General features: G+C 51.7%; 15 protein-coding genes. 4 read left to right on the top strand and 11 right to left on the bottom strand.

What is annotated here, in order from left to right; all coding sequences use genetic code 11:
- Nucleotides 1-61: 61 nt before the first annotated feature.
- A complete protein-coding gene (gene mltF, locus ABYK60_RS03160) occupies nucleotides 62-1,495 on the top strand; it encodes a membrane-bound lytic murein transglycosylase MltF (RefSeq protein ID WP_372870477.1) in 1,434 nt (477 codons plus the stop codon).
- Nucleotides 1,496-1,901: 406 nt separating this feature from the next.
- Here mltF and tadA read toward each other — a convergent pair whose 3' ends face one another.
- A complete protein-coding gene (gene tadA / locus ABYK60_RS03165; RefSeq protein WP_372870478.1) occupies nucleotides 1,902-2,381 on the bottom strand; it encodes a tRNA adenosine(34) deaminase TadA in 480 nt (159 codons plus the stop codon).
- 142 nt (nucleotides 2,382-2,523) lie between these two features.
- Here tadA and ABYK60_RS03170 point away from each other — a divergent pair, with 142 nt between their 5' ends.
- On the top strand, nucleotides 2,524-3,378 hold the full coding sequence (locus ABYK60_RS03170) for a GGDEF domain-containing protein (protein ID WP_372870479.1): 855 nt from the start codon (nucleotides 2,524-2,526) through the stop codon (nucleotides 3,376-3,378).
- 523 nt (nucleotides 3,379-3,901) lie between these two features.
- Nucleotides 3,902-4,300, top strand: a complete 399-nt coding sequence (locus tag ABYK60_RS03175) for a hypothetical protein (protein ID WP_372870480.1) — start codon at nucleotides 3,902-3,904, stop codon at nucleotides 4,298-4,300.
- On the opposite strand, the gene ABYK60_RS03180 is transcribed toward ABYK60_RS03175, so the two are convergent.
- The 10 genes from ABYK60_RS03180 to guaB all read right to left on the bottom strand — a co-directional run bounded on the left by ABYK60_RS03180 (nucleotide 4,292) and on the right by guaB (nucleotide 18,323).
- Nucleotides 4,292-4,894 carry a 4Fe-4S single cluster domain-containing protein gene (locus ABYK60_RS03180; protein ID WP_372870481.1) on the bottom strand — a complete coding sequence of 201 codons (603 nt, stop codon included), beginning with the start codon at nucleotides 4,892-4,894 and terminating at the stop codon, nucleotides 4,292-4,294. The genes ABYK60_RS03175 and ABYK60_RS03180 overlap by 9 nt on opposite strands.
- A gap of 2 nt (nucleotides 4,895-4,896) precedes the next feature.
- Complete coding sequence (locus tag ABYK60_RS03185; RefSeq protein ID WP_372870482.1) at nucleotides 4,897-5,403, bottom strand: hypothetical protein; 507 nt, start codon at nucleotides 5,401-5,403, stop codon at nucleotides 4,897-4,899.
- Nucleotides 5,403-5,612 (bottom strand): DUF2997 domain-containing protein, encoded by a 210-nt coding sequence (locus ABYK60_RS03190; protein ID WP_372870483.1) that lies wholly within the window; start codon nucleotides 5,610-5,612, stop codon nucleotides 5,403-5,405. The genes ABYK60_RS03185 and ABYK60_RS03190 overlap by 1 nt, the downstream gene beginning before the upstream one ends.
- Nucleotides 5,605-7,953, bottom strand: a complete 2,349-nt coding sequence (locus tag ABYK60_RS03195) for a hypothetical protein (RefSeq protein ID WP_372870484.1) — start codon at nucleotides 7,951-7,953, stop codon at nucleotides 5,605-5,607. Before ABYK60_RS03195 ends, ABYK60_RS03190 begins: the two co-directional genes overlap by 8 nt.
- Nucleotides 7,953-9,644, bottom strand: coding sequence for a hypothetical protein (locus ABYK60_RS03200; protein WP_372870485.1), 1,692 nt, complete (start codon nucleotides 9,642-9,644; stop codon nucleotides 7,953-7,955). The genes ABYK60_RS03195 and ABYK60_RS03200 overlap by 1 nt, the downstream gene beginning before the upstream one ends.
- The gene (locus ABYK60_RS03205; protein ID WP_372870486.1) at nucleotides 9,644-13,084 is read right to left on the bottom strand and encodes an AAA domain-containing protein; all 3,441 of its coding nucleotides are present in this window, start codon (nucleotides 13,082-13,084) and stop codon (nucleotides 9,644-9,646) included. The genes ABYK60_RS03200 and ABYK60_RS03205 overlap by 1 nt, the downstream gene beginning before the upstream one ends.
- Nucleotides 13,085-13,099: 15 nt before the next feature.
- Nucleotides 13,100-14,689, bottom strand: coding sequence for an AAA family ATPase (locus tag ABYK60_RS03210; RefSeq protein ID WP_372870487.1), 1,590 nt, complete (start codon nucleotides 14,687-14,689; stop codon nucleotides 13,100-13,102).
- Between the two features lie 68 nt (nucleotides 14,690-14,757).
- Nucleotides 14,758-15,072, bottom strand: a complete 315-nt coding sequence (locus tag ABYK60_RS03215) for a glutathione S-transferase domain-containing protein (protein ID WP_372870488.1) — start codon at nucleotides 15,070-15,072, stop codon at nucleotides 14,758-14,760.
- Nucleotides 15,073-15,182: 110 nt separating this feature from the next.
- The gene (guaA, locus tag ABYK60_RS03220) at nucleotides 15,183-16,760 is read right to left on the bottom strand and encodes a glutamine-hydrolyzing GMP synthase (RefSeq protein ID WP_372870489.1); all 1,578 of its coding nucleotides are present in this window, start codon (nucleotides 16,758-16,760) and stop codon (nucleotides 15,183-15,185) included.
- A 96-nt stretch (nucleotides 16,761-16,856) separates the two neighbouring features.
- Nucleotides 16,857-18,323, bottom strand: a complete 1,467-nt coding sequence (gene guaB, locus ABYK60_RS03225; protein ID WP_372870490.1) for an IMP dehydrogenase — start codon at nucleotides 18,321-18,323, stop codon at nucleotides 16,857-16,859.
- Between the two features lie 120 nt (nucleotides 18,324-18,443).
- Between guaB and xseA the strand changes: the two genes are divergently transcribed.
- Nucleotides 18,444-19,787 carry an exodeoxyribonuclease VII large subunit gene (gene xseA, locus ABYK60_RS03230; RefSeq protein WP_372870491.1) on the top strand — a complete coding sequence of 448 codons (1,344 nt, stop codon included), beginning with the start codon at nucleotides 18,444-18,446 and terminating at the stop codon, nucleotides 19,785-19,787.
- The last annotated feature ends 52 nt before the right edge of the window (nucleotides 19,788-19,839 follow it).

Here is a 19,839-nt window from a genome sequence, read left to right on the forward strand (position 1 = left end):
TAGAATGGCGCCGCCTCGAGTCGCAGATGTTGCCAATAATGGGTTTAATGCGTTGATTATTATGAGAAGAGTCTGGATATTGCTCACAGCCTTGCTGGTGCTGACCGCTTGTCAGCCGCCAGTGGTTGACGTGGGTGAAACTCAGCCTTCGGCGCCCTCACCAACACTGCGGGTCGGCACCCTCTATGGCGCCCAAATATACATGAGTACCGGTCAGGGTCTGTCTGGATTTGATTACGAACTGGCACAACGTTTTGCTGACTACCTCGGCAAGCCCCTGGAAATGCAGCCCTTTAACAGCCGTAGCGAGCTCTATGATGCACTGTCCAGGGGCGATATTGATATTATCGCCGCCGGCATGACCGAAACACCAAACCGGCGCAATCGTTTCCGCATGGGGCCACCTCTGTATCGTGTCAATCAGGTAGTGGTATATAAGCAGGGAACCCGTCCTCCGGAGTCTGTAGAAGAACTCAGTGGCAAGATCACTGTGGTCGCCGACTCCGCCTTTGTGGAAACCCTGACAAAGCTACAGCAAACCAGCCCGAATCTGAGCTGGGAACAAACCGGTGAAAAGGACAACGACGAACTGATTGCCCTGATTGACGCCGGGGAGCTGCCTTTTACTCTGGCTCATTCAACCACTCTGGACATTAACCGCCGCTTTATGCCTGAGCTGCGCTCCGGTTTGGTGCTGGAAGAAAAGAGCCCGGTAGTGTGGCTGCTTGCCGCCAAAAACAGCGATGAACTGATGAGTCAATTACTGGCATTCTGGCATTTGGAGAAGCGTTCAGGCACTCTTGCCCACCTCAATGAAAAGTATTTTGGCCACGTAAAACGCTTCGATTATGTGGACACCCGCGCCTTTATTCGCGCCATCGACGCCAAGCTGCCGCGCTACCGGCCTTTGTTTGAAGAATACGCCGGCGATCTGGATTGGCGAAAGCTTGCTGCCGCCAGCTATCAGGAGTCCCACTGGAACCCCAATGCCCGCTCACCCACCGGGGTGCGCGGCATGATGATGCTGACCAACGCCACCGCCAGCTCCCTTGGAGTCACCAACCGCCTCGACCCCCGCCAGAGCATCAAGGGTGGTGCCCAGTATCTGCGCGACTTGATTGGCCGCTTGCCTGAATCCATTCCCGAAAACCAACGGATGTGGTTTGCCCTCGCCGCGTACAATATTGGGCTCGGACATTTGGAAGATGCCCGTCGTCTGGCGGAGACTCAGGGCCTCAACCCCAGTGCCTGGCGAGACGTAAAGCAGGTACTGCCGCAACTGCAAAAGCGCAAGTTTTACTCAAAAACCCGCTATGGGTACGCCCGTGGCGGCGAAGCTGTGCATTACGTGGATTCTATCCGCCGATACTACGACACCCTGGTGTGGGTCGATAACCAGAATAAACCACTGGAAGACCCCTCACCCGATGCCGTGCTGGCGGAAGAAACGGCGTCAACTGCTGTGGTCACAGAAGATACCCGGGCACCTGAGTAATCGAACACTCCACACCGCAGTTATCAATGCCAAATCTGGTAACCTCACTTTACTGGCACTGACACACAAAAACCGGTTGACTGGCGAGCATAAAAGCACCGGGAACGCTGAACCCCTGATCTGGCGCTATTGCAAGAGACTGATACCACTGTTAATGTGCAGGGAATAATCAGGAAATTGGCCATTAAGGACCAATGCGTTTAAAGGGGCCTTACATGAAAAGAAAAGCGAATAACAACCACGCCCATGCGGCAGCGCGGCGGCGCACTCTGATAAAGTTTCGTCACAGCCGTTTGCTGCGCCGTCAAAAGTTATTTTTCAGTTTGATTCAACCGGAAGACTAATCCGGACTCACCAGCCTTCAGGGCGACATCCTCTTTTTATCGCCCCGCTCTCCCACCTTAAATCAAGATTCAGGCTGCTCACTGCGAGTAGCCTGCTTCAGTGCTTTTTGCTCCTTACGGCGACGACGAAAAAAGCTGCTTAACATGGCACTGCACTCTTCGGCCAGCACGCCGGACACCACGTCAATCTGATGATTGAATGCCGAGTGTTGCACCAGATTGACCACAGTACCTGCCGCGCCGGTTTTCTCGTCTCTGGCACCGAATACCAGTCGCGAAATACGGCTGTGAACCATCACTCCTGCGCACATGGCGCAGGGTTCAAGGGTGACATACAAGGTTGTATCCAGCAGCCGGTAATTGCCCAGCACCCTGCCCGCCTCACGCAGGCACAGCATCTCGGCATGGGCGCTGGGATCGTTAAGGCCAATATTGTGGTTAAACCCGCGGGCAATAACTTCGCCGTCTTTCACCAGCACAGCCCCCACGGGTACTTCACCACGCTGTTCAGCTTCTTTGGCAGCCTCAAGGGCCATTGACATAAAAAAGGTATCTTGCTCAGACTGATGCAAAGGGAGGACTTCCACTGTTATTTCTGGGACAAGTATAACCGGCCGTGCCCCCCACTGGCAAAATCCAGCACCCAAACTACACTCAGGGCAAGCATCGGACAAGGTTCAGGCTATGCTGTCAAAACCCGCCACTTCCCTCCACCCCATCATGGTATGCCTGCTGGCAATCTTGCTTGCAAGCATGTTGTTCTTTACAACGCCACTTCAGCCATCGCCAAAATACGGTCAGTTTGCATTGGAATCCATCCCACTATTGTTCTGGATGGGACTGATGTTTCAAAGTCACCACACTCAACACCACAAATGGACATATTTACTGCTTATGAGTGGCAGTGCCCTGTCTTTTCTCGGAGCATTACTCGACTGTCTGGATGAACTGCTGAACCTGAATCATCTGGCTGCGCCGGAAGACATCATTCAATCTACCGGTCTGCTCGTAGCCGGGGCAGGACTGATAAGTCTGCTTAAACAACAGGCCAGGCAAAACCGGCTGTTACAAAAACTTGCGGGAACAGATCCACTTACTGGCGTGCTGAATCGCAGGGCATTGCAATTACCCCAGTCAGCAACAGATTCGGTATTTGTATTGATGGACGTTGATCACTTCAAAAAGGTAAATGACACCTTTGGCCACCCTGCCGGTGATTTTATTCTGGTGGAACTTGCCAAGTTAATCAGCAGCCAAATCCGTCAGAATGACCAAATATTCAGATGGGGAGGCGAAGAGTTTTTGCTGGAATTGAAAGGGGTACAGGTGGCTGAGGCGAGTAAAAGAATAGACACCCTCCGAAGTCTGATAGATGACAGCCATTTCAACTTTGAGGGAGAAATTATCAAGATAACAATCAGCGCAGGCATTGCCCCCGTAAGCACCATACAGGGTGGCATAAAGCAGGCCATTAAGGCAGCGGATGATGCCTTGTACCGAGCCAAAGGCTCTGGGCGGAACAAGGTAGTGATCGCCTGAGTGTCCTGAAAATTATCCAGCTCCGCAGCCACCATCCATATTATTGCGTCTAAATGCGGCGGCGACCCCACAAAAAAGCACCACCTGTGACGCTCACCACTTCCCGACTAAGGTGATTTTAGCCAAAAAAAAGCCCATGACATCATGGGCTTTTAATTATTTCACATCGGCTTGGTGCCAAATGGATTTATCGGCAATTATTCCCACTTCATTATCAATAGAATAATAAATAAATTATAAAACAATGCCTTGAATGACAACCTAAACAAAAAACCATGAAAAATGCCATGCATCGTAAAAACGCTCAAGATGTCGGATTAGCCCCTTCAGATGACCAACTCACCCGCTTTACCATCACAAACATCCAGCTCAACTAGGAGGCCTTGGACGGCTTTTACAAAGCATCTTTCGCCAAGAGCGGCATGTTGAGACGCCCCCCAGACACGCCAAACTCCATTTCTGTGTTCACGACAGCAGCAGTCACAGCATTTCCACCTGTGATACTTTTGGCATTTCCTACAAGGTGTTCAACTCGCCTGCGGGCGAAAACCTGTTGTTTGTCACCACCACACCGGTGCATTTAGGCCCGCTCGCCATTCGTGCCAGCATCAAACGGCTCGTCGCACTTGAATCCAGGTTTATGTACCTGACCCACTACGGGCCATTTCAGCCGACTGCCGCGAATGTCCGGCAGCTACTGGCATCACTGGATGCCTTTGTCGCCATCGCCGAACAACACGCCAGCCCGCTTGAAGGTCGTCACCAGCGCATTGCCGAAGCCATGCTCGACTGGCTGACAACACAACAGGCGACCATCAACCCCGTGGCAGACCTGCAACAGGCCCTCGCCTGGCTGGCAACAGATGCCAACCTCAACACCCAGGGGCTGGAAGTCTGGCTGGACCAATCCAAGTCACTCTGAATCTATTAAAGTCCCGAAAAAGCTGCTGTCCGGGTAACCAAGAACTCTGATAGCAGCATTTTCATCAATAATGACTTCGACCTCGTTAGCGTCTTCTGGCGGCTCCAGAGGAATTCTGCCCCCCGCCAGGTAAATTAATTCCTGATTTGACGAGCCCCTCCAACGAAGATTCGTATTCCTAAAAGAAGAAGAGTAGCGACCGGTTATCATCAAGTCACAATTTTCTCTGAGCAACGCCCAATCCTTACGTTTTACTAGCTCACTATACGTAAAACCGGTGTATAAAACCGTCGAACAGCCCGAGGAGCGCCTGATAGACCTTAATAACCAACGTGTGTTTGGTGCCTGTTGTAGAGGCTCACCTCCAAGTAGGGTTATGCCATCAATATCCCTGTATTGAAGAATGTCATCCAATAATTGCTCCCGATGTATCAATTGTTCAGGCTCAAATGACCACATCTGCTGATTCCAGCATCCTTCACAAGCTAACGAACACCCCTGGAGCCAAATAACGTAACGTTTACCAGGGCCATATATATGGCTTTCTGGTTCAATATGGGCAACGTTGAAGTATTCGCCGTAATTTTTGGCCACGGCTACACCATCCGGGTCAGAACCAGTTGGATCTGGCCTTTACTATTGGTGGTTTCCTTAACGGAGTAGCCCTGGGATTTGGCCTTGGCAATGGCTTGCTGGCGAGTAGTTTCAACCCTGGCTTTACGTTCTTCCTCAAGGCGGATTCGTTCCTGCTCAGCCAGTTTTTCCAGATGCTTTTCATAAGCAGATTCGTAAGCACCACTCACATCAGTCAGAAATCTGGAAACCTTGATATAACCCTTTTCTGAAAAGCGATCGACGGTGCGACCTGCATACTCATCTGAATCATGCATCATTACCCAACGATCTCGCTCAAACCGAAATAGCTGGCGGCCGTTGTAATCACTACGATTCGTTAGAATATCCCCAAGCTGAAGTCGATTGCGCTGAACAAGATCAACATCACTTGAAGTGACTCTTTGTGGTTCAGCCCCAACCGCTGTTAAAGCCTCTATCAGCACTTCCTCAATCACAAATGGCGTAGCGGTTTTGATTACAGCACTCATCAGGATTTCCTCCTGAGCGACTGAACCCGAGCCGTTTGTTGAGGCTGCTGCTGATGATATTCATCGGTCTTCTTGACGCTGCTCACGATACCTTCCAAATTGAGTAATTCATCCAGCGCCTCCAGACAGCTTTCGCCCTTGAATCCGCTGGTTTTGGCGCTAATGGCTCCGTCGTCATCAATCGTCAGGGTAATTTTCTGTTCAGGCATTGGCGGACTCCTTGTCGCATACAATTTTTGCGTTCAAACGTCCAGCATCCAGTTTAGCTCGATCAATCAGGTCGTCATCGAATATCACCAGATAACGATCCTGTTGATGTGTACGCAGTTCTGTTCCTTCTACGGGCAGCTCTTCTGATGGCCACAGGAATTGGTTTTCAGCAGCTGTATTACCTTTCAGACCGAGCTGTTTGGCAAAGGCATCAGATGCTTGTTTCGGCTGATATACAAACGATGAACCGTGTTCATTCAGTGCTTTTTCTGCTCGCTCCTGTTCAGCCCTGCTGTTAACCAGTGCTTTTTGAGCCTCCTGGATATCACGCTCGATTTTCTTCACGCCTTGTTCATGATCAGCCAAGCAGCGCTCAAAAGCGCTGTAATGCTTTTTCCAGGGTTTCTCTTTAATGGATGTTTTCCAATTGTTAGCCTTACCCACATCCATCGACTGCAGAGCTTCTCGTCTGGCTTTTATACAGGCCTGGCGAGCCTGTTGTGTTAATTCTTCACGTCTGGCTTTGGCTTGTTGAATAGCCTCCTGTCGAGCCTGCTTTTCCGGATCGATAGCGTCTTTTGGTGCCGCCTGAGGTATTTCAGGCAAAGCTTCTGCCAAAAACTGTTCAGGTTGGATGCCGTTGACTTCGATGTCATTCAGCTGCTGATCTGTCAGCCTTTCGGCAGCCGAGATCCAGCTAGCTCTGAATTTTTGCTCAACCTGAAAAGTGGCCTCGGTTTTGTTCTTTTTCAGCTGTTCGAGAGCTGACAACACCTGTTGGGACAAGTCGCTCTTTTTCATCTGATCGGCTTTCAGACTGTCACGCTGGAGTTCCCAGTGCTGGTTTTGCTCGGCTTTATCCAACTCCTGTTCAGTGTCGGAACCACGCTTGCGAATTTTATCCTGCAAGGACTCTAATTGTTGGCGATGCAGCTCTCGCTCTGCCGGTGTAGCCTTGGTGACAGACCAATTCTTAAGGATGTCTATTTCCAGATTCAGGGATTTCACCGATTGTCCCTGCCCGAGCAAGAACCCTTTGATAAAGCCTCTTAACTTGTCAGCGATACTTGCTTGCTGCTGATCAATCTTGGATTGGGCAATGTTCAGTAGCTCAAGACGTTGCTGCCAATCTTTTTCTGCTTTTTCCCAGTCCTGATACAAGGCATCCGGCTTTGCAGACTCAGGGCAGTAGGGCGGGTGCACCACCACGTCATAATCAATAAAGTGGGCCAGTTGTCTGCGTTGCCAGGCAGTCACCCTAGATGCCAGCTGTTCGGCTTTACCATTCCGGAAGCTGTCAATGTCCTGAGTGTTGATATCCTTAAGTTCAATTTCACGAACCTTTGCAACCGCACATTCCTGATCAGGTTGGTCGGCGAAACGAAGCGATTGCTGATCAACGTATTCACGAATCGAAGAATCGCCTCGATACTGCCATGCAGCTTCTTCAAATGCCTGATCGTATGCTTGACCAAGTTTCTGACTTTGCTGTGCTGATAATTTCAAACACCAATTGGCCGCAGAGAAATCCGTTTGGTCTGGCAACAACCAGTTTCCGTCCTTTGATAGCAATAAAGACGGAATCAGGTTATCACTGAGTGCAACGCCTGTACGAGCCTGCTCTTTTATCTCACGGGACTGCGTTCCCAACAGCAGCCGCCAGCCATCGCCGGTAGCACCGAAACCAGAATGAGAGGCTGCTTGCAGATTTTCCAGCGTATCGCCCAGGCAATCGCGTAAGGTGCCACATAGATGATGAGAATGGTTGGTAACGACTGCGCCATCCGGATGCTGAACGCTGGATTGCGGCTGATTCTGTTGCAGGTATTCCTCGTTGCTCTGCTCCCAGAAAAGTTTACAGAAGCTGCGGAAACTGTCATCGATCTGCTGAGGCTCCAGCTTGATTCCCCAGGCGGGTTGATCAGCAGATACCAAAGGCTGACCAGACATCAACAGCAGCCCTTGAGCCTGAGTGGTGGTGTGATCTACCAGCACCAAAGCACCTTGCTGGCTCACACCCGTGCGAATCAGACAACGACCAGACAGAGTATCAATCGCCACCTTATTGGTGTTTTTCTCGCCCAATAGCAGATAAATACGAATGCCTTTTTCTGCCTGCTCTTTGATGGCCTGAATCAGCGATTCGTCTTTCAGTTGCTCACAGGCAATCAGCAGAGTTAGACGAGCCATGGAAATAATCCGGCTGAGAAACTCACTATTCAGCATCGGCAAAGCGCTACTGAAGTCTGCATCAGACTCCTGTTTGCTGAACAAAGCCGGTAAATGCTCGTTCTGGTAATCGATTCGAAATTGTTCCTGACGAGGTACGATCCGTGTCATCAGAGAGCCTCCGCGGCTGTGTTATTGATCTGGTCTTGCAAGTATCGAGGCAACTCAGCCTCTTCTTTCGGAGTGAAGGTCGGTGAGCCATCAACAATAAATCGGCCAGCACTCTCACGAATAAAATCAAGCCCGCTGCTGCATTCCCAGCACCAGGTATGCTCCGTACCAACCAGAATCCAGTAGCGACCATGGTTATCATTTTGCTTTTGCAGGATTTCGCGTGACCAGCTGTCTGGCAGTTCTGCTTCTTTTCCGTGCTGCCTATCCAGCGTCAACAGCAAGCCTTCGGCATCAGAAAAATAAGCAGCCACATAGCTCAGGTTGCGGCTCTGACGTGGGGTATGTACATAACGATCTGAATAGATGATGTGTTCAATGTATTCGCCTCCTGACAACTGTTTCAGCAGATCATCGAGATCCAATACATCACCGTTTACCAAACTGATTGGCAACCTCAATTTTTTGCTTTTGGATGGGGTCAGATCCGCCATTGCCGCAACATGCCAATAAGCCTGCGGCTGACTTTCGCGTGAAATCTCTGACAGCAAGGACTGCTGTTCTTTAAGTGGTAACTCAAAGTCATTCAATGCAATATGATCCAGCCATTGTGACTGCTGTTTACGGGCCTCCGCCGATGACTGGTACTTTCCGCTGTAGAAATCTTCAAGCCAAAAGCGCTGCCATTTCTCGGCATCAAGCTGGTCGACTGGTTGAATGGGAATATGCTTAGTCTGAACTGACTTAAACCGACCTATAACAGTTGAAAGACCCGAACAATTCAAGCTACCGATCTGTAATTTCTGGACAGCGGATGGATAACGCTGAATCGACTCCAGAGATGCCTGCAAGCGACGGTCTTCAATCAACCAATCGCCGTCGAATTCTCCGGCAATAGCCGCCATGACATCGTTCAGGCGATCACCAAAATCGTCAATGGAGAGAATCAGAGCTTCTGGGCGTGAGCCGGTTTTGTTCTGTTTGAATTGCAACATATCCAACTGGCCTTTTAAGCTGACTAGCGACTGCGAAAAGTCGAGCGTCCATTCAAGCTCAATCTGTGCTAATTTTTCGGGCGAGCAAATCACTTCGGGTTCGAGCGATGCCAGCTGCAGGCTGTAATGCTTAGGCTCAGTCTTGTTACGATCGACAAAGGACTCTTCCAGAACGTTCAGCTTTACAGGCTGCTTTACTTGGAATTCTGACCGAGCTGCGTCCGCTCCTTTTTTCCAGCCTTTCATATTGGGATCAAAGAACGCCGTATCTCGCTGCATCAAGACCGGACGAGTTCTCAGCAACGGATCATTATCTGTGTACCAGATATGATAAAGACCGCGCTCTTTGGCTTCGAACAGGCCGCTATCTATAACTTGCTGGCCTTTATCCGAGATGCCTGATTCATCCCACAGCGCTTCCCGTTTTAGATACACCTTCAGTCGAGAAGGAACATCGGCAGGATTGTTCTGAACGCCCTTTAACAAGGACACCAGATCGGGGCGCTTCCGCAAAAACGTACATCTGGCGATGATGGGAAAGCGTTTCAGCTGAACGGTTCTGCTGAGCGTTAAGGCTAGCGAGCCTGCTTTACTATCAGCATGTTTGCCAGGCCTGGATTGATTAGCAGCATCTGCTGGAGCATTCCCTTTATGTTCCGCTAACGACTTCATTTTGTTGTTTTGATTGCCACTCATTAATGAGACTTCCCTTTCTTACCTGCATGATGGTGCGACTGTTGTGTGCTACTTGCAGTCGAAACATGGCAGGATTCTGCGAGTTTCTTTAGCTCCAGCGTGCGGGAACGCTGAGAGAAATATTCATGATGCCCCACAATCACCAATTGATAGCGGGCACGGGTAATGGCGACATTTAGTCGGTTGGGTGAGTCCATAAAGCCATCACGATCAGTATTCACCATCGATAAGAACACCACATCCGCTTCCTGCCCCTGGAAGTAATCCACCGTCGCCAACTTGATCGATATGCCTTTGAAATTAAACCGCGCATAACGATTGGCATTACCCGGCAGCTTTTGAAGGGCTTCCCGCAGGGCTTTTTCCTGACCTTTGTAGAAGGTCAAAATCGCAACGTCGAAGGCTTCGCCTTTTTTGTTTTTGCTTTTGCCTTGCCCCCAATCACAAAACGCTTTCAGCTCAGCCATCAGAGCCTGAGTTTCCTGCTTGTTACTATTGCCCCGCAATGTGGTTCCCAGAACATCCAGCCAGATATTACGAGACTCATACCTTGTGTATTGCCATGCTCTGTCGGAAGTCGTTTTGCCTCCATCCGCCAGAACACCTTTGGGGTAAAACTGCTGCCGAGGGAATACCGATATATCAGGGTGCATACGATGTTGATAGGTTAGCGTCGTGTAGCGTTGGGATTTTTCATAAGCATCAAAACCCTGATTCAAGGTGGTTGGATCATCATTCTTACGTTTGACCAGACCATCCCCTGACAACGCCTCCAGAATCGATGGGAAGGCGATATTTTTGAGCATATGAATACGGCCATCAGCTGATACTGACTTGGGGAAAAGCCGTTCCAGTGTATCTTCCAGATAACCGGTTTTCTGCTTCTGGTTGGCAGATAATCGCAGCCAGTACTCACGCTCTAGACGCCAGCACACTTCTTCCGACCATTTAGTGCTGTCGATACGGTCGAGCAATTCTTTATGAACATGAACGGTATCCGTGTATTCAGAGGTTTTAACTTTGAACGACTTACAAACCGTTCCTGAAACCCTATGCTGCGCTGCTTGGGACGTGCGGCACCAATCGGGATGCAGAATCAACATATCGTCCGGAATCCAGCCCGTCAGTTCGCCCAGACAACCTTCTTCGACGAAACATAAACTGTGGCGATACAGTTGATCCGGCTTCTGCTGGATCTGTTTCAGCCCAAGCTGATGGCTATCTGCATCACGTCCTGCGTTTGCCGTTACGACCAACAGGTTATCGAGGCCCTTGGCAAGTTTTGGCAGCGAAGTACGTGTTCGAATTTCTGCAACCAATGCACTTGCAACGTCACGGGTAACAGTCACCAACACTGGATGGGAATAGGGATTCCGATGGTCACCTCGCAGCTCCTCCAGCAGGAAGCAGGCTTGCTGGACTGCTGCAGATAGTGTTTTGCCTTTGGGCGGAACCAGCATCAAATTATCGAGGTTGGCAACAATCTGCTCACGATCGGTGAACGGTGATAGCTGACGCACGTCGCCTACCAATACCCAGCGTTTGGCAAAGCGCGCAGGCACCAGGAATTCCTGAAAGGTAGTTTTACTGCACTCGTCGATGATCATCACATCAAACGGCGGTTCGCCGATATCCAGTGACACCTCGCGCTCTTTGAACAGTCTCAGAATACCTATGGTGGTGCCACAAACCAGATTGGAAGAATCTACCATCAGCTGCTTGCTGAGCTGCTCACACCCGTGTTTTTTCTGAAGGCCGCTGAGCAGATTATCGAACTGGTATTCTTCAACGCCGATGGCGTTGTTTTCATCCCCGATGCGCAGCGGAAATATCTGTGCTGACAGCGCTGGATTTTCCTTGATGCGTTCCAGCACATTGTTGATCGCAGCATGCGTAGAAGCCGATAGCAGAACACGCTTACCCTGCAGTACCAGCTGCATGATCAATTCAAGAATGGTTGTGGTCTTTCCCGTCCCTGGTGGGCCATCCAAAATAGTGAAATCTTCGTTAGCCAAGGCTTTGGCGACAAACTCGCGCTGACGATCACAACCATCGAAGTTCGGGTCTGTCAGTACTTTCCAACCGGACTCCGGGATTTGCACAGATCGCACATCCGGCCAACGAGTTTGCTCAGGCTTTTGCAATATCTGGATCAGAGGCCAGTGGCCTGCTGAAGGGCGATTCATCAACTGTTTGATGGCATCCTTCTGGCGCTTGAGTTGGCTGGTGTCTACGCTGACGCGAATCTCAGATGTTTTCCCATGTTGTGAGGGATACTCGCTGTTCCAGTTTTTCTTGCCTTTGATATTTCTGGCCAGCAGGATCTGGCGCTCATCCTGTCGAACCTCAAGTACACGGAAGCCATCATCAGACTTGCCTTGAGTAGAATCGAGGATTTTGAGGTTCTGGTTATCGCCAAAGAAGTAATCCAGATCGGATTTGCCTGTATCATCGCCACCTTCTTTTTCGATGAGTTGAATCCATTTCTTTTCAACCCGAGCTTTTTCCAGTTGCCAGCAGAGAGCTGGAAATTCAGGGCATATAAGAGAGTCGGTATCCTTGAACTCCTGATTAGTACGACTTTCCAGTATCAGGCTTTGCGCTTGTTTGCTACCCTCTACACGTAGTTCCCAGTGATCACTTTGCAGGGACCGCCCCTGACTTTGAAAGTACCCACAATTCAGCCCAGCCAGTTGCTTATCTGTAATGTCGTCCAGCTTATGGCCATCCAGCTGTGGACGAGCCTCTGAAAACAGCAGCCAGCCATTACCTTCAGATTTGCCATGCCATTGTTTAAGCCGGGATTCATCCAGCCCTTTGATCAGGGTGAAAGGCGTGTCTTGCCCATCAATAGACAGTTTGCTGCTCGCTTTCACATGACCTTGCAGAACCAGACGAGCGTCAGTTTGCTTCGTAACCTTACATGGCTGGCCGTCGATATAAACCGACGCTAGCTGGTCCAGCTGAACGGCTAACGGGCGCAGTTCCAGCTGATAACCACTCCATAATATCGGGTCATCATCTAACTCAAGGTCGGGCAAATACAGCTGATGTTCCGAGGCGTTATAACCACCGTCGGGTATACCCGTCTCTCGTCGTCCTTTGCCTTTTCCTTGCAGAACAGGGTCATTCTCATCCGGGTCAAAATCAGCATTGGGTAGATCACCATCGACAGAAAGAATCTCAAACCAGCCTTCCTTGCCGACGACTACTTCTATTTCGCTCACCGGCAACAGTTGCCAGATACGTTTGTCAGGCTTGAGCTGATAGCGCTTGTTGGCGACAGGCTTCCATTCGCAGCTGACTTCCTTGTTCTCCAGTGCCTTGATGCTGTTATTCAGGTAATTCATAAACGGCGTCAGGACACTCTTGGTCTGGCTGGCCAGTGTGGCAGCCTTGAAGCCTTCCTGTTCAAGGGCAGTAAAAAACGGGTTTTCCATAACAAGCTATCCAGATTATTTTTTCACGAAAGGGTTTTCACCTTCCTGTTTAAGACGGAGTTTTTTACTGTTGGAAGTATCCAGAGCTTCTGGCTCGGCAGAACTGGCAGCCACAGCGCGCCCCTTGGCCCAGGCACGGGTATCCTGAATCATTTCCGCCATAGTAAATGACAGTGGAGAGGTGGCCTGAATGGCCTTGAGGATATCGTCCTTGTTTAACTGGTGGCCTTCATCAAAAGCCAGAAACATGGCTTCCTTGACGGCTTCTTCCAGTTCAGCACCGGTAAAGCCCTTGCTGGCGAGCGCCAGCTCATCCAATTCGTCTTGCGTAAAATCATCAAGACGATTACGACGTTTCAGATGAATAGAGATAATGTCTTTGCGATCCTGCTGCACCGGCAGGTCCACAAAGAAGATTTCATCGACACGGCCTTTACGCAACAGCTCGGGTGGTAATTGGGCGATATGGTTAGCGGTCGCTACCACAAACACCGGTTTCTCTTTTTCCTGCATCCAGGTCAGAAAAGTACCTAGTACGCGGGATGTCGTACCGCCATCTGTGGCACCAGAACTTTGCATGCCCGACAGACCTTTTTCGATTTCATCCACCCAGAGAATACTGGGTGCCAGCGCTTCGGCAGTTTGTAGTGCCGAACGGATATTAGCCTCCGACTGCCCCACAATACCGCCGTAGATTTTGCCCATATCCAGTCGCAACAGAGGCAGTTGCCAGGCATTCGCCACTGCTTTGGCGGCCAGGCTTTTACCTGTGCCCGGCAAACCCAGCAGCAACACCCCTCGCGGGGTTTCCAGGCCAAAATCACGGGCGTCTTTGGTGAACGACTGACGACGGCGGTTCAGCCAGGACTTGAGGTTGTCCAGGCCGCCGATATCGTCGAGCGTGGCTTTCGGATGAAAGTATTCCAGATGTCCGCTCTTGCGAATCACCTGCTCTTTTTCTTTAACGATAAAAGGGATTTCAGATTCGGTCAGGCGCTTGAACTGGCAAGCAGCCTTTGAGAAAGCCAATTGTGCCTCACTGGTGGACAGACCCAGCGCAGACTCGATCAGAGCGGATGACTCCTGATAATCCCTGTCATCCAATTCATAGCGCTGCTTGGCCTGAAGCATCAGAGTTTTCAGATCATCGGCATCCGGCAATGGCATTTCCATCACCTGCACCTCTTTCTCCAACTCTGCAGGCAGCAGCGGAGCAGGTTGGGAGAGCACAACAGTGACGTTATTGATTTCACGGCTGGCAATTGCAATTGCAAACGCTCGCAAGCGGCTGGTCAGGGTGTGCTCATTCAGGAAATGATGGAAGTCTTCCAGAAGCAGGATGAATCCAGATTGGTCTTGCGAAGATTTAACCAGCCACTCCAGAGCTTCCTGAGGCTGTTCACCCTCATCCTCCGATTCCCAGGAATCGTCTTCGAAATCGTATTTTCTCAAGCCCTGGGGCATGTTCCATACGTAGAGGTCTCTGTTCAGGTCTGTGGCAGACTGAATGCAGCAAGCGCGAATACGCAGGGTTTCGTGACTGATGATTTGAATAACCGGTGCCGCTGCTTCCGTATTTAGCGTGAACAAATCCCTAAACGTCATTGTCTAACCTCCATGTTGAATTGCTAGTAACTAAACCTCATGCCAGATGCATGTAAGTATTAAAGATATCAAGTCTCCGCCAGCACCCAAGCGGAGCTTCTTACCCTAACCCGCTGTAAATAATCCGCACAGGCTGATTCCACCGGAATAAGCTGCCTATGCTCATCCAGTACCGGCATTCGGGTAAGATGCGTCAGCATACTGTCAGCCATGCTGTAGTGCTCACCGGCCAGCCACTGGCTCTGACTCAGATGCTGTTCAACAATCGCAATAAAGCCACGAGCCGAAAGTTGATAAAGAAGGGTGCGCTCCGGGCGATGGCGCACATGCAGTGGTGCGCCGACACTCGGGCTGGCTTCCCTGCCAACCGGCAACGGTAACATGTTTGCATCCTTGCGAAGTTATTACAGGCTCAGGTTAGCACGTTGAGCAGGGTACCCTGTAATTCCATCTACCAGGCGGTATAAAGCCTGCCGTTGCCAGCCAGTACCGGTTATTCCCACTCAATGGTGGCAGGTGGCTTGCCGGAGATGTCGTACACCACGCGGGAGATACCGTCGACTTCGTTGATGATGCGGTTGGACACGCGGCCAAGGAAATCGTATGGCAGGTGCGCCCAGTGTGCAGTCATAAAGTCGATGGTTTCCACGGCGCGCAGCGACACAACCCAGTCGTACTTACGGCCATCGCCCATCACGCCCACACTGCGAACCGGCAGGAACACGGTGAACGCCTGGCTGACCTTGTTGTACAGATCGGCGCGGTGCAGCTCTTCGATGAAGATGGCATCGGCGCGGCGCAAAAGGTCGCAGTATTCTTTCTTTACTTCGCCAAGTACACGCACGCCAAGACCCGGGCCAGGGAATGGGTGGCGATAGAGCATGTCGTATGGCAGGCCGAGTTCGAGACCAATCTTACGCACTTCGTCTTTGAAGAGTTCGCGCAGCGGTTCTACCAAGCCCAGCTCCATGTCATCCGGCAGACCGCCCACATTGTGGTGCGACTTGATCACATGGGCTTTACCGGTGGCACTGCCTGCAGATTCAATCACGTCAGGGTAGATGGTGCCCTGGGCCAACCACTTGGCGTTTACGCACTTGGAAGCTTCTTCGTCGAAGATTTCCACGAATACGCGGCCAATGATCTTACGCTTGGCTTCAGGGTCGTTTTCACCCTTGAGCGCCTCGAGGAAGCGATTTTCAGCATCCACGTGCACAATGTTGAGACCAAAGTGGTCGCCGAACATTTCCATTACCTGCTTGGCTTCGTTGAGGCGCAGCAGGCCATTGTCAACGAATACGCAGGTCAGACGCTTGCCGATGGCGCGGTGCAGCAGCATGGCTGTCACAGATGAATCCACACCGCCGGAGAGGCCGAGGATCACTTCATCGTCGCCCACCTGAGCCTTGATGCGCTCTACCGCGTCTTCGATGATGGAGGCAGGCTGCCACTTGTTGTCACAACCACAGATGTCCATCACAAAGTGTTCCAGCATGCGCTTGCCCTGACGGGTGTGGGTCACTTCGGGGTGGAACTGTACGCCGTAGAACTTTTTCTCTTCGTTGGCCATCACAGCAAACGGACAGGTTTCGGTCTTGGCGACGGCTACAAAGCCTTCGGGGATGGCAGATACCTTATCGCCGTGGCTCATCCACACGTCCAAAAGCGGCTTACCGGCATCGGAAATGCCGTCTTCGATGTGACGCAAGAGCGCACTGTCGCTCAGCACTTCAACCTGGGCATAGCCGAACTCACGCTCGCCAACACCCTGGATAACCTTGCCGCCCAGTTGCTCGCTCATGGTCTGCATGTCGTAGCAAATACCCAGCACAGGTACACCGGCGTTAAATACGTACTCGGGAGCGCGGGGTGAATTTTCTTCAGTTACCGACTCAGGGCCACCGGCCAGAACGATACCGTTAGGGGCAAATTCGCGGATCTGCGCTTCGGTCACATCCCAGGCCCAGAGTTCGCAATACACACCGATTTCACGAATACGGCGGGCGATCAGCTGAGTGTACTGAGAGCCGAAATCCAGAATAAGTATCTTGTGCTCATGAATGTTGCTCATGGAAAACCTTTATCTTGTTTGGCATTTATCTTGTTCCGGCGCCCTAAGGCCCGGACATCAGGTACAGTAAGGGCGACCCGGAGCCGCCCTTTTCAATCAGCCACCGGTACGATAGTTGGGGGCTTCTTTGGTAATGGTCACATCGTGCACATGGGACTCACCCATACCTGCTGAAGTCACCTTCACGAACTGGGCTTTTTCGCCTAATTCCCTGATGGTAGCGCAGCCGGTGAGGCCCATACAGGAGCGCAGACCGCCCATGTGCTGGTGAATGATTTCCTTGAGCTTGCCCTTGTAAGGCACGCGACCTTCAATACCCTCGGGTACCAGCTTGTCGGCGGCGTTATCGCTCTGGAAGTAACGGTCAGATGAACCCTGGCTCATGGCGCCAAGGGAACCCATGCCGCGGTAAGACTTGTAAGCACGGCCCTGATACAGCTCGGTTTCACCCGGGGCTTCGTCGGTACCGGCAAACATAGAGCCTGCCATGATGCACGAAGCACCGGCAGCCAGCGCCTTGGCGAGGTCGCCGGAGAAGCGGATACCGCCGTCGGCAATCACAGGTACACCCAGGTGCTTCACGGCTTCAGCAGCGTCAGACACCGCGGTGATTTGTGGCACGCCCACACCGGTTACGATACGGGTGGTACAGATAGACCCTGGACCAATACCGACTTTCACCGCGTTGACACCGGCTTCAACCAGCGCCAGCGCGCCCTCGGCCGTGGCCACGTTACCACCGATGATTTGCAGTTCAGGGTACTTGGCGCGGGTGTCGCGAATACGCTGCAACACGCCTTCAGAGTGACCGTGGGAAGAGTCGATAAGCAGTACGTCAACACCGGCTTTCACCAGGGCATCAACACGCTCTTCGTTGCCGGCACCGGCACCTACAGCTGCGCCCACACGCAGACGACCCAGCTCATCTTTACAGGCGTTTGGCTTACGCTCAGCCTTTTCGAAGTCTTTTACTGTGATAAGACCTTTGAGGCAGAAGCTGTCATCAACCACCAGTACCTTTTCGATACGGTTGGTGTGCATCAGCTTTTGCACGTCTTCCAGCTTGGTGCCTTCAGGAACCGTCACCAGACGTTCTTTCGGGGTCATCACTTCCTGTACGGTTTTGGACCAGTCAGTCACAAAACGCACGTCACGGCCAGTGATGATACCAACAAGCTCATGGGCTTCATTCACCACAGGGTAGCCGGCAAAGCCGTTACGCTCGGTGAGTTTTCGCAGCTCAGCCAGCGTGGTGCTTGGCGTCACGGTAACAGGATCCTGAACCACACCGGCTTCATAAATCTTTACCTTGCGAACTTCTTCAGCCTGTGCCTCGATGCTCATGTTTTTATGAATAAAGCCCAAACCACCTTCCTGAGCCATGGCAATTGCCAAGCGCGCTTCAGTCACGGTATCCATGGCGGCAGACACCAAAGGAATGTTGAGCTCGATTTTTTGAGTCAGTCGAGTCTTGAGGATTGCGGTATTAGGGAGGACTGTAGAGTGCGCAGGGACCAGTAACACATCGTCAAAAGTCAGCGCTTCTTTGATTAAACGTAGCATTGCAACATCTCCCCTTGGGTAGGATAAGTAGAGGTGAAATATTGCGGCGGCATTATACCTTGCAAGTGGGGAGCGGTAAATGCAAAATTGTGAAAAATTACCATTTGCCCGGAAATTTCAATGCAAGCCCCTAAAAATGATGTTTATACCGTCTCTCGCCTCAACGGTGAAGTACGGCAGTTATTGGAAGGGCAATTGGGCCGGATTTGGCTCAGCGGCGAAATATCCAATTACTCTTCCCCCTCTTCCGGCCACTGGTATCTGACCTTAAAAGACAGCCACTCGCAAATTCGTGCGGCCATGTTCAAAGGCCGCAACAGCACAGTCACTTTTCGCCCAGCCAATGGCCAGCAGGTGTTGGTGCGTGGCAGCATCAGCGTATATGAGCCCAGAGGTGACTATCAGCTGCTGATTGATGCCATGTTCCCTGCAGGCGACGGCATGCTGGCCGCACAGTATGAAGCGCTGAAGATGAAACTTGCCGCCGAAGGTCTGTTTGCGCTGGAAACCAAACGGCCATTGCCTGAGTCCATTCGCCGCATTGGCGTTATCACCTCCCCCACCGGCGCCGCCATACGCGATGTACTGCATGTATTGAAACGCCGGGACCCGGGCATAGAGGTGGTGATTTATCCCACCGCAGTGCAGGGCAAAGACGCTGACAGGGAAATCATCCGCGCGATTGAGCTTGCTAATGCGCGGCTGGAGGTGGATGTGCTTCTGCTTACCCGTGGCGGCGGCAGCCTCGAAGATCTGTGGTGCTTTAACAGCGAAGCCCTGGCCCATGCTATCTACAACAGCGCCCTGACCATAGTGAGCGCCGTGGGCCACGAGGTAGACACCAGCATCGCCGATTATGTAGCCGACATGCGCGCCCCCACCCCCTCGGCAGGTGCCGAGCTGCTTTCAGGCGATCAGAGTGATAAAGGCCATAAGCTGGCGGCCACCTTCTCGCGTCTGCAACAAAGCTGGCGTCATTATTTGCTTGGCAGCCAGGCCAGGCTTGCCGCCTTACAGGCAAGGCTCGACAGACACGACCCCAAGCGGGCGCTGGGGCAGCAAATTCAGCGCCTCGATGAGCTTGAACTGCGCCTTGGCGCTGCCATGGACAAACGCCTTGCCCGCCAAGCCATGTTGCTCGAGAGACTGAAAGCAAGGCTTGAGCGCCAGTCTCCGGCACAAAAGCTGCGTCTTGAAGCCCAGCGCCTTGGCTATCTCGATGCAAGGCTGCACGCCGCGCTGAAAGACACCCTTGAAGACGCCCACAGCCGCCTTGGACAGGTTGCCCATCAGCTCGAAGCGGTATCGCCGCTGTCCACCCTGTCACGGGGCTACGCCATTACCAAGGACAGCGATGGCAAGGTGCTGCAATCGTCTGCCAACTTAAGCTCGGGTGACAAAGTAGAAACCCAGCTTAAATCGGGGCGCTTCAGCGCCGAAGTGATCCAGGTGTTTACCGACTAATCTGAGGCTGTCACAGCAAAATTTGGGTACAAAAAAGCCGGGCAATGCCCGG

The sequence above is a fragment of the Shewanella sp. genome, assembly GCF_041630135.1.
Taxonomy (GTDB): Bacteria; Pseudomonadota; Gammaproteobacteria; order Enterobacterales; family Shewanellaceae; genus Shewanella.